Source organism: Shewanella sp. 38A_GOM-205m, assembly GCF_000518445.1.
Lineage (GTDB): Bacteria > Pseudomonadota > Gammaproteobacteria > Enterobacterales > Shewanellaceae > Shewanella > Shewanella algae.
In genome coordinates, this window is sequence record NZ_JADP01000007.1 from 205,460 (window position 1) to 217,506 (window position 12,047).

The following is a 12,047-nucleotide window of genomic DNA, read 5'->3' on the forward strand; positions in this document are numbered from 1 at the left end:
TGTAGCTACTCCAGTTTTAATTTTGGCTGACGTAAGCGAATCAGCCCCTAATCTGTGTCTCAGGTCATTCCACTTTTCCAAGCGAGCGGATGAGCCTGCCAATACACCGCGTCCTTTCTCTTTGTTCAGCCACAATTGCTTACCGTTAAAGCTGTACACAGGGATCAGGTCTCTGCGTTGAGTTGCCGGTTTGAGCTCGCGATCCAGATTGTCCAGAATAAGAGGAACAGAGGAGGGCGTCTCATAATAGGCCAGCACCATATGGTACTGATTAACACTGGTTGCTTTAACCATGGTGATGCGCATCTTGTCTTCAGGTATACCCAACTGCAGCAGAGTGAAGTATTTGGCGATGGAGAAGTCTTCACAGTCACCACCATTTACTCCGATAAACTCTAAAGGGGTGGCCCAGTAGTTGGCCATCCCCCAGAGCTTGATATCATCTACAAAGCGAAACAGGTTAAAGAAGTTGTTTACCTTGGTGATTTTCCCCATATCGTCCAACCCTTGCGCCTCGTCCAATATCTTGAACCAGGCTCTGGCTCTGAGACCTGCCCGCTCGCCATAACGAGCTTCCAGAGTCCTGGTAATGCTGTTGGGGTCGAGCTGTTGGGTTGAAGCGGCGTACAGGCATGACACTGCCAGAGTCGATGCCAGTACTGTGTAATGGCAGACCCGTCTGAGCAGTGAATACTGGTTGAGCCTGCCTGTCATATGGGGATATCAAGGTCCTATTTCACTTCTTGATCCACAGTGTAGATGTTCCACTTCATATCGGCCATAGTGTCTTCGCCTGTTACTTCGGCGATCACTCGGCGGTTACGTTTGTGGGCCAATTGCGTATCTGTTGGATCTACTGGTCTATCGTAACTGTAACCTATGGCTGTCAGTCTATCGGCAGTGATACCGAATTGATCTTCAAGCACTTTGGTTACGGCGTTTGCCCGATTCTGTGACAGCTCGAGGTTATGCTCATAGCTGCCGGTACGGCTACAGTGTCCTTCAATCGTCACCTTGGTGCTGGGATATTGCTTCATAAAGTCAGCAATAACACCAATTTGATCATAGTACTGAGGATCTATGTAGAAGGAGTCGTTGGCAAAGAGTATTTTCAACTCGGAACGCTCATTGATAGGCTTGATCTTACCACAACCATAGTTATCAATGTTGGCACCTTCAACGGTACCTGAGCAGCGCTCACGGGCTTCGATAACACCGTCTCTGTCATTATCATTGAGATCGTTGACCTGAGCTGTCGGCTGATCCATGGAAACCGTGTCACGCATTGAGCAGCCCGCCAGTATGGCGACGCTAAGCAGGGTGATAAAGAGTTTCATTATTTAACTCCTCCTTCATATTCACGCTCCCCTTTCCATACATCGGGGCGGGTGACTCTAAGCGAGTCTAGTAGTTGACCTGTGGCATTGAGTACGCGGTATTTGGCAATCACTTCGTCGTACTCGGCGGTCAGATAGTCTTTTCTGGCTTCAAACAGCTCATTCTCGGTATCCAGCAAGTCGAGCAGGGTGCGCTGACCCAGGTTGAACTGCTGTGAGTAGGCGACTTGAGTGTCTTTGGCGGCAATGACATGCTCGCGAATATACTGCTTCTGTGGCCCCAGGAACTCATAAGCGTTCCAGGCAAGGTTGGCGCCTTCAACCACTTCACGATAGGCGCGCTCACGGATCTCTTTAGCTTCACCTATCTTGTAGCTGGCCTCTTTCTCGCGAGCCAAGTCGCGGCCACCGGCGAACAGGTTATAACGAACCCTGACCATGGCCAGAATGTCATTGTTGTAGCCGCCGACATTTTGGCTGGCGATACGGCTAAAACCGTCTTCACCGTCCAGGTTGTTGTTCAGGTTGCCTTCCACTTCCAACGTGATCTTGGGGTAGTAGTTGGACTGAGCCGACGACTTTTCATACTCGGCGGCGCGAATATCACTGGCGGCCGACTTGAGAATAGGATGGTACTCCTGAGCCATCTTGATACTGGCATCTATATCTGCCGGCAACATATCGGCATCCGGAACCGGTACTATCAGGTCTTCCGGCTGCTGATGGGTGATGCGGAAAAACTGACTCTTGGCATCGAGGAAGTTATTGCGCGCCGACACTACGTTGGCGTTGGCACGGGCCAGACGACCTGTGATTTGAGATAGATCCGCGGTAGAACCCAGGCCCGAATCAGTACGTTGCTTGATCTGCTCGTAGATATCCTGGTGGCTCTTGAGGTTCTTCTCGGCCAGTGTCAGCACCTGCTCGGTACGTATGTAGTTGATATAGACCTTGGCAACATCCAGCGCCATATCTTCGGCAGCGGCAAACAGCGCCCATTGATCGGCACTGGCTTCGAAGCTGTATCTGTCGACTTCACTGCTGGTAAAGAAGCCGTCGAACAGCATCTGCTTGATGCTGACGCCGAATTCGCCTCGTTTGAGTTCAATTTCATCATCCAGGGTGCCGGCCAAACGGCGACGGGTGGCCGGACTGTCTGTGTATTCATAGCCGTAGCCACCGGTAATATCTACCGTTGGCATATAACCGGCTATGGCCTGGTTCACCTGCTCTTCACGAGCCTTGAAGCGGTTAAAGGCGAGCCGTAGTTCCGGGTTGGTATCCAATGTCTGCGCTACGGCTTGTTCCAGGGTCTGACCAAACCCTGCCGTGGGCAACATCAGCCCGGTAATCGCCAGTGCCAAGGCACTGGGTTTCACCAGCCGAGTAACTTTCTTGTTCATGCTAAACCCTCCAGGTTTATTGTGACTTTGAGCCTAGCGTTCTCTTAACGCTGTTTCTTTGGCCCTTAGAATGGGATTAAGTATGTACTCAAGGACAGTTCTTTTCCCGGTAATTACGTCAACAGAGGTCAACATGCCGGGAATAATGGGCATCTCAGTGCCATCGTCTTTAATTAAACTGGACTCTTCGGTCCGCACTTTTACCAAATAAAAGCTGTTGCCTTCTTCATCTTGAGTAGTGTCTGCACTTATCTGTTCCACAGTGCCTTTCAAGCCGCCGTAACGAGTAAAATCATAGGCGGTAACCTTAACTATGGCGGGCAGCCCCGGATGCAGGAAGGCGATATCCTTTGGTAAAATTCGGGTTTCGATCAGCAGTTGGTCTTCGGAAGGAACTATCTCCATGATATCGATACCTGGCTGAACAACTCCTCCCAATGTATTGATATTTATGGTTTTAATGGTTCCATTGACCGGTGAGGTTATGACGGCTTTGCTGACTTTATCCTTGGTTCCCACTTGGGCCTCATTCATTCTTGCCAGCTTGGCCTGCATCTCATTCAGTTGTGCGCGGGAGTCGGCGGCGTAAACCAATACCGCTTCCCGGCGTTTGAGTATGGCCTCATCCATGTTGGCCTTGAGCTTGGGACGCATCACCCTGAGAGTCGCCAGTTCGCCCTGAATGTCGTTCACTGTACGTTCCAGCTTCAAGAGTTCCACCTCGGGCACTATGCCTTTCTGTGCCAGAGGTTTGGTCAGTTCCAGCTCGCGGCTGACCAAGCGATAACTGGTGCTCAGGGTGCCGATTTTTGAGGTTAACTCTTCGGTTTCCTGCTGCCGCTGCTGGATTTGCCTTGCCTGGATTTCGACCTGGTTGCTGAGGTTGTCCAGGCGGCCGGCGTATTCATCCTGTTGGCGCTTGACCAGTTCAGGCTCCTTCTCGGCCAGTTCGGCAGGAAATACCAGCGGGATCTTGGTGATCTTGAGCTGTTCCCGCCAATCGTTGGCCATGTCTGAGATAAAGATGCTGTTCAGCTCGGCCTGCAGGCGAATAACGTTGGCCTGCAGGCTGTAGACCTCTTGCTCCTGCTGGGCGGCATCGGAACGGAAACGTGTGTCATCGATGCGAACCAAGGGCTCCCCCTGTTTGACCAGCATGCCTTCTTGAACGTACATCTCTTTCAAAATACCGCCATCGAGACTTTGGATGACCTGTACCTGGGAAGAGGGGATCACTTTACCCGTGCCCTTGGTAACTCGGTCGAGAGAAGCGAAATAGGCCCAGGTCAGGAAGCAGAGCATCATTGTCGCCAGCGACCAGATGATCAATCTGTGGCTGGTGGGAGCATCTGTCATCATGGCGCCGTAGACATCGTCTACCATTTCCAAGTCATCAGAAGTCAGGTGCTTATTCATATTACTTGCCTCCTGCCATCAGCCCTTGGTTGAGCTTTTCGAGCACCTTATCCTTAGGACCGTCGGCAATGATGTGGCCTCTATCCATCACTATGATGCGATCCACCAGATTCAGCAGGTGCATCTTGTGAGTGATGATCAGCAAGGTTCTGTCTCGGCTGACATTATGCATTGAGCGCATGAATTGCTTCTCGGCTCTGGCATCCAGGCTGGCTGTGGGTTCATCCATCAACAGCACGGGTGGGTCATTGAGTATGGCTCTGGCCAAGGCCACGGTTTGCCGTTGTCCTCTGGACAGTGAGTGGCCGCCTTCACCTACCTGTTGATCCAGGCCTTCCGATTCCATATCGGTAAACAGGTTGACCCCAGAAAGTTGCACCGCTCGGATCAACTGGTGCTCGGTGACCTGGCGGGTGCCGAAGAGAATATTGTCTCTGACCGAACCGTGGAACAGGGTGACATCCTGTGGCAGATAGCCGAAGTTACGGCGTAGATCGCTGGGGTGGATCTGGGCACTGTCTATGCCATCGTATCTTAGGCTGCCGTTACTGGGTTTGAATAACCCGACCAGCAGCTTGGCCAAGGTGCTCTTGCCGCTGCCATTACGGCCAATAATGGCTATCCGCTCGCCCGGGCGGATCCTCAAGGCGAAGGGATGCAATACAGGTTTTTCCGAACCAGGGTAACTGAAGCTGAGGTCGTCGGCTTCTATCTTGCCCATCAGGCGCTGTTTGCTGACCAGGTGGCCTTTGTTTTCAAACTCGTCTTCCTGGGTCATTATCTGATCCAGCTGTCTCAGCGCGCTGGCCGTCTGGTTGGCTCGAGTCATCAAGCCGGCCAGTTGCGCCATGGGTGCAACTGCTCTGCTGGCAAGCATCACAGCGGCAATGATCCCACCCATGGAAATATCATTGTCGGCAACCCGGTAGACGCCGAGAATGACGACACTGACGACGGTCAACTGCACCACAAAGTTGGCAACGTTGGCCACTGAGTTGGAGAGCTTTTTCGATCTCAACTGCCAGTTGGCTGTGTGGCCTATCATCTGCTGCCAGGCTTTTTGTACCAGGCCTTCCGCGCCGTATGACTTGATGGACTCCAGAGAGGCCAGACTCTCGATCAGATGGCCGTGTTTGAGGCTGGCAAATTTATTGCTTTCCTCAATGGCAGTCTTGAGCCTGGGCTGAATGATCAGGGTATAGCTGATGATGATTAAGCTGGCGATTAATGGGATCAGTGCCAGATCGCCGGCGACCAGATAGATGATCAACATAAACAGCAGGGCGAAGGGCAGGTCGACCAAGGTGGTGATGGTCGCCGAAGTAAGGATCTCCCTGATGCTGTCAAACTCACCTAATTGACGCGCCATGCCGCCGACACTGGCCGAGCGGTTTTCGAGGGGAATACCGATTGCCTTATAAAACAGTCGCGACGAGACTATGATGTCGACTTTCTTACCGGCAACATCGATAAGGTAACTTCTCAGCTGTCTCATGACCAAATCAAACAGATAAGCAATACCGGCTCCGATGGCCAGTACCCACAGTGATTCGAATGCCAGGTTGGGCACCACTTTATCGTAGACGTTCATGATAAACAGCGGTGAAACAAGGGCAAACAAGTTCACCAGGATTGAGGCAATCAGGGCATCACGATAGATGGGGGCCGAGTCTTTGATGGTTTGCAGTAACCAGTGTTTACTGTGGTCGTGATGATAAACATCAAACCCCATATCGCCACGGTACTGCTGTTTAACCAGAAACAGATAGCCTACATAGAGGGTTTCCAGCTCCTCCATGGACAGGCGTTGTTCGCCGCCGGTTTCAGGTAATTGGATCACGGCATGCTGTTGCTCCAGATCCAGCTCGCGAAGAATGCAGGCTTTCTTGTCTTTCAAAAGCAAGATACAGGGAAGCTGAATGGCAGTAACCTGATTCAAGCCTTTACGGGAAAGCTTGGCGGTTAGGCCGGCCCTTGCAGCTGCCTGAGGTACCAGTTCCGGGGACAGAATAGCCGAAGACAGGGGCAGGCCTGCCGCCAGAGACTCACTGGAACAGGGGCTGCCAAAGTATTCCGTCAATAGAACCAGACTGTCGAGCAGGGGATCCACAGTGACTCGCTGGGAAGCCGAGATAGTCCATTGCTCAGGTTTAGGTGAAGCGGATGCGGTCACAGAACGACTTATCCTTTCGTTTTATATGATTAATTCTAGTATCAGCCATGCTAGCCCATATTGCGAATTGCAATATGGGCTAGCATTCAAACAACAGAGCTTTTAAAACACTGAATCCAGCGTTTTTTGCTCATCCAGGCCACTGGAGCTGGTTTGACTGACATAGGAGGAACCAGGGTTACCCGATTGAGTGTCGACAATCAGAGGACCATCGCCGCTGTTCCCCAGTAAGCCATTGATAATGTCGCTTTCATCACTGCCGTATGTCGCAAACAGGTCGACACCGTCGAGCACTATGTGCTGATCGAATTCACCATCCAGATCCGCATCGATCGAGATAGTGGTATTGCCATCAGCAACACTGAATTCGAAATATTGCTCCAGTGAGTTGTGCTCTTCACCCAACAGCAGATCACTGAGGTTCAGCTGATCTTTGTTGAGCTCAAAGTCAGTGATATGGTCGGTGCCGGTTTCACCCGCTTTCCAGCTGAAGGTATCTACGCCTTGGCCACCGGTGAGCCAATCATCACCATTGCCGCCAACCAGCAGGTCGTTGCCATTACCACCGAACAGCATGTCATTACCATTGCCGCCGTAGAGTTCATCATTACCGCCTTGGCCAAACAGAATATCGCTTCCGTCACCGCCGCGGATGATATCACCCTTGTCGTTGGCGCTTGACTTATCAAAGAGGTTTGAATGCTCGCTGATATAGTTGTGAATTTCAGCATCGGTCACATCACTTTGGCCCAACTCGCCGGCAATAAAGGCTTTGAGCGCGTTGTAACCCTGACCTTGAATACCATCAAAGCGAATCACGTCACCGAAGATGATGTCGTTACCCGCACCGCCATCCAAGGTATCTGAGCCAGGCATATTGGTGATTTCATTACCGAGAATAGCGTCGGCAAGTTCATCGGCATCGATGTTGGTCTGGACGTTGCCATCTGTATCGTAAGACTGCAGGTCATCCTCATCGATATTGGAGCCCATTCCTATGGCTTCAACCGTGACACCCAGGCCAGAGAGTAGAGCAAAACCAGCTTCGGAATTCGCCGTAGTGTCCGAATTGGTACTGCTGCCGGTACCAGCCAAGGCATAGTAATCATAGTTACCTTGGGCATCGGGTCGCATGGCTCCAACTGGGCTTCTGCTCACGTTGTTAAAGTCTTCTACACTGAACACGTTACCGCTTTCGTCAATTACTACATGTCCGTTAACGGTATAGACTTGGCCGAATACGTAGGCGGCGCCAATGACTTGTGACAAGCTACGATCATTACCACTCCACCATGTGTCGTAGATCTTCGGGTTCCCACCGGCATTGGCGTTGTAGTAAGTTGGTTTGCCGTCAGTGATAAAGAAGGCCAGGTTAGTGGCACCGCTATTATCTTGAGCATCACCATTGGCGAACCAGTTGGCTGTGGTGGTGAAGACATCCTCATAGTTGGTGCCGCCACCGCTGCTCATGTCATTCAGGGCATTCTGAAGAGTGCTCAATGCATTGGGGTCATTGAGATCTACACTGATGCTGCCCTTGGCATGAGTATCAAAATCGACCAAGAATATTTTCACGGTGCCGCTTTGCTCACCACCTGCACTGTCTTTGAGAGTTTCAAATACCTGTGCCAACTGGGACTTCATGGTATTAAGTGTGCTGGTGTTGATACTCCCCGAGCTATCGACCATAAAGGCGATATTGTAATCCTGCCCGGGAACCACAACAGTGCCATCCAGATCGCCGATAACGATATCTTCGGCGTTACCCAAATTGACCGTTTGATCGCCTGGACCTGCTTCAGTGACCTGATAGTTAAATACAGGCACCACCGCAATATTGCCGGTGTAAGAGTCACCATCGGCATCGGTTACCGTTACCGCAAAGTCCAGGTCGCCGTCTTCGGTGCCCTGCATGGTCTGGTACTGATAGAAGTCCCAGTGGCCTGTACCAGGGGTGAATTCCAGCTTAAAGACCAAGTCGCCCGAGTCTGTTTGACCCAGCAAAGTATTGCCTGAAAGGGTCACTTCAACGGCTTCCCCGCTGGCGGTAACCAGGGATGTGTCGGTCACACCTGCCAATGCAAGGCTGCCTTGGCCATCAGCGCCCCATTGGGCTGTTACTTCACCGGAAGCATAGGCGATTGCCGGGGCATTGCCTGTACCAGTGAATTCTATCGAGGAAATCGTGAAGTCACTGTTGTCTCCATGGCTGGGGGCTGTGCCGTTGTCGGTTGCCTTGATAACAACTCTATCAAAGCCACCATCCTGCACGTTAAAGTCAGCCGCATAGTCACCGTTACCGGCATCAGAGCTGAAGGTTTGGGTCGATATAAGTTGGCCATCACGCCAGAACTCAACCACACCGCTTTCAAGCTCACCTCCGAAGATGTTGGCAAACTCTATCTTCATGCCGAACGCCAGGGTGTTGGGATCCAGATCTATGATGACTTCTTCAGAAACGCCGGTGCCATCAGCAAATTCACGGAAATCTACTTCGTTGGCTATGTTGTGGTATGGCGAGCCTGAACTGGCAACCCCTATGCCTGCACCGCTGCCGTTAATATTTGCAAAGGTCAGAGTGTGGTCGGTAGACGAGGTAAAACCTCTGGCTGTGATGGTGAAACCATTAAAGTCCAGTTCCCCTCTATTACCTGTGTAACCGGTCAGATCGAATGTACCGACCAGAGTATCCGGGATATCGGTTGCCGTAGCCGTTACTGGTGCTGTATCCGGCATGTAAGGCGCATCATCTTCGACGCTGACCACGAAGCTACCGGAGACAGTACCGCCATTGCCGTCATTGACACTGACACCAAATGTCAGATCTTTAACATCTTCAATGCTGGTATCAGGGTGATCTATTGGTCCCAACAGATTGACCTGATAGTCCCAATCACCACTGCCATTACCCGCTGGCGGTGTCAGTACCACAGTCATTACTGCAAGGTTACCTACAGAGCCTGTCAGGGTGTGAGTCGCAATGTCCCACTGCCAGGTAACAGCCTGGCCACCTGAGGTGATACCACTTGGTGGTGTCAGGCTAACAGTCAGTGCATCACCATCCACATCCTGAAGTTGGATAGTGCCATTTGCAGTGGCACTGTCAGTGGTATCACTGCTGCCGTTTGAATCCGGCAGGCCATTGGTCAAGCCTTCCTCAGAGACAACAGCATTGGTAGTGGTAACAATAGTTGGTGCGTCGTTGACACTGTTGACCTTGATGGTCAGGGTCGCAGTATCACCATTGTTGGTCACATAGGTGATAACGGGCACAATACCGTTCCAGTTGGCTTCCGGAGTAAAGGTATAACTACCATCCAGATTGATAACCAGAGTGCCGCCCTCAACTGTGACATCTTCTCCTGCGCTGTAGACCTGGCTATCCCCGGCTACGGTAAAGCTGGCCAGTTCAATGTCTTGGCCATCGCTGAATTCACCTGTGTCATTGTCAAAAATGTTGCCGGTTGCCAGCTGATCTTCATTGATTTCCTGATAATCATCCACAGCAGCCGTGTACTTCTCAACTTTAACATCCAGAGTCGATACTGCGGTTTGGTTGTTGTTATCTGTACCAACAATCTCAATACCTGAAATCTTCAGAGAGTCGACATCTATGTTATGGGGGAGATTCCCTATCAGCTCAGCGTTGACTATGATATTGCCTTCACTGCCTGCCGCTATGGCAGACCAATCCAGACTGATCTTCAATACGTCTTTATTTGGACCATTACCCGGCATTGAAGCTATCAGGTACTCACCCTCAAGGCGCCAGCTCAATGGGAAGTTTTCTCTTATCCCTTCCACTGTAATACCACTGAAGTCACCATTTTGATAGTTGAAGCCGAAGTCTGAAAGTTCACTGTCACCAGCCTTGAAGCGCAGTGACTGTTGATCGGTATCCAGGTTGTCATCCTGCAAACCAAATTCATCCAGACTGGCCAGTGCATAGGAGGTAATAGCGACTGGAGCGCCTCCTGGAGCATCCAGGTGAATATCCAGATTGCCGTTGGTCTGATCGCCGTCACTGTCAGTGACCACTACACCAAAGTCCAGATCCAGAGGCTCTGTGGAGCTGACGATCTCCTGAGCGGTTGTGCCGGTCAGTTGGAACTTGGCACCGTCAGGCGTTACAGCACTCAGCTCGATATAGGCGATAGCGCCCAAATCACTGATAACTTCGTTGGGGCCGATTTCGCCTTCACCCAGCAGTTGACCGTTGGCATCATAGGCCTTGTAGTGCACCAGCACAGGGTCGTTATTACCGACGTTGAAGTTAAAGCTGGCACTGGCTACTGTGTCTGCATAGTCAACGATAAGGGTCTCATCACCTGAAACCCAAGGGTTAGCCACCCCAAAGCCGTTGTCTGTACCATTGACATCGGCCAAGTCTCCGTTGCCATCACGGCCATAAAGCGTGAAAGCAACTTCGGCATCAGAGGGCACTTTGCTTGGATCGTTGTATATGTTGTAGGCACCGGTAGCGTTGTCATAAGTGACATACACGGTACCGCTGATGCCTCCTTTACCTCCGTCCAACGCGCCAATGTCTATCTCTTCCAGCTTGTCTATGCTCTGCAATATATCGAGCTGATAGCTGTCGCTGTTTGGATCTGTGTTGAGGGTAAAGATCAGCGTCTGATCAGGGTTAGACGCATCATAGGCCGTAGCAGGGCTTTCATCGCTTGTATAAGCGAACAGTTGATCCGGGTTGTTTGGATCGACAAAGAAGAAGACTGTTTTGCCTCCTGCCGTGATATCAGAAGCACCAAAGTAGGTTTGAGAACCGGCATCCCAGCCGTTTACGTTGCCGCTGAGATCGGCACTATAGTCTTTATCTGCTCCTGATGTGTTCATGACCCCAGTATAGGTGCCAACAGTGTTGACCCCATCCAGGATAGGTTCAACATCGACAACAGGTGAGTCGTCTTCAACTGTAACCTGGAATGAACTTGAGTCTGTCGCTCCTGAACCATCCGCGACATCAATGCCAAAGTTCAAATTGAGCACATCTTCAACATTCGCTACAGGATGATCCAGCGGAGCATGCAGTGTGACCTCATAACCCCAAGTACCACTGCTGTTACCCGCAGGAGCCGTGAGCGATATGGTCATCACCACAGTTGAACCGGCAGAGCCTGTCAAGGTCTGAGTACTGGCATCCCAACTCCAGGTTACATCGACGCCTCCGGAGGTTATACCTGATGGGCCGCTAAGCGTAACTTCCAGCTCATCGTTGTCAGGATCTTGCAGCTCAATGGTACCGTTGGCTATCACTGCATCTGTTGTATCTGTGTCGCCTACATCATCCGGCGCACCATCGGTCAGCCCCTCTTCAGATACGGCAACATTGGTGATGTTACCTATGCTTGGTGGGTTCTGGGCATCAAGAATGGTGGTGTCGGCGCTGCTCTCGGTAGGACTGATAGTCGCATCGGCACCGCTGACACTGTCGATGGTGACGGTGAAGTCTTCGGCGCCTTCATAGATACCGTCGTTAATGGTGCTGATATCCAGCGGCACACTGGTGCTGCCGGCCGGAATGGTGACACTGGCAACGCCGGTGAAGTCGCTGCCGTCCTCGGCCACGCCGGAGTAGGTGAAGTTGACCACCACATCCTCGTCGGCCACCTGGTCGATGCTGACGGTGAAGGCGGCGGTCTCACCCTCGGTGACGCTGCTTTGATCGGCGACGATGCCGACCACAGGCGCATCCTGGGC

At 51.6% G+C, this 12,047-nt stretch carries 5 protein-coding genes and 1 pseudogene; all 6 read right to left on the reverse strand.

Going from position 1 to position 12,047, the window contains the following annotated elements:
• Positions 1-5 precede the first annotated feature (5 nt).
• Positions 6-714: pseudogene (locus N512_RS24040) on the reverse strand (transglutaminase-like cysteine peptidase).
• Between the two features lie 17 nt (positions 715-731).
• Positions 732-1,337 carry an OmpA family protein gene (locus N512_RS0109105; protein ID WP_025010062.1) on the reverse strand — a complete coding sequence of 202 codons (606 nt, stop codon included), beginning with the start codon at positions 1,335-1,337 and terminating at the stop codon, positions 732-734.
• On the reverse strand, positions 1,337-2,740 hold the full coding sequence (locus N512_RS0109110; protein ID WP_025010061.1) for a TolC family outer membrane protein: 1,404 nt from the start codon (positions 2,738-2,740) through the stop codon (positions 1,337-1,339). The genes N512_RS0109105 and N512_RS0109110 overlap by 1 nt, the downstream gene beginning before the upstream one ends.
• Before the next feature lie 33 nt (positions 2,741-2,773).
• The gene (locus tag N512_RS0109115) at positions 2,774-4,156 is read right to left on the reverse strand and encodes an HlyD family type I secretion periplasmic adaptor subunit (RefSeq protein WP_025010060.1); all 1,383 of its coding nucleotides are present in this window, start codon (positions 4,154-4,156) and stop codon (positions 2,774-2,776) included.
• Between the two features lies 1 nt (position 4,157).
• Complete coding sequence (locus N512_RS0109120) at positions 4,158-6,329, reverse strand: type I secretion system permease/ATPase (RefSeq protein ID WP_028780118.1); 2,172 nt, start codon at positions 6,327-6,329, stop codon at positions 4,158-4,160.
• A gap of 102 nt (positions 6,330-6,431) precedes the next feature.
• The gene (locus N512_RS0109125) at positions 6,432-12,032 is read right to left on the reverse strand and encodes a type I secretion C-terminal target domain-containing protein (RefSeq protein WP_269319537.1); all 5,601 of its coding nucleotides are present in this window, start codon (positions 12,030-12,032) and stop codon (positions 6,432-6,434) included.
• Positions 12,033-12,047: the final 15 nt, after the last annotated feature.

Excerpts from the sequence above, each read along its gene's own strand:
- N512_RS0109115 (WP_025010060.1), bottom strand. The coding sequence starts at position 4,156 with ATGAATAAGCACCTGACTTCTGATGACTTGGAAATGGTAGACGATGTC.
- N512_RS0109105 (WP_025010062.1), bottom strand. The coding sequence starts at position 1,337 with ATGAAACTCTTTATCACCCTGCTTAGCGTCGCCATACTGGCGGGCTGC.
- N512_RS0109110 (WP_025010061.1), bottom strand. The coding sequence starts at position 2,740 with ATGAACAAGAAAGTTACTCGGCTGGTGAAACCCAGTGCCTTGGCACTG.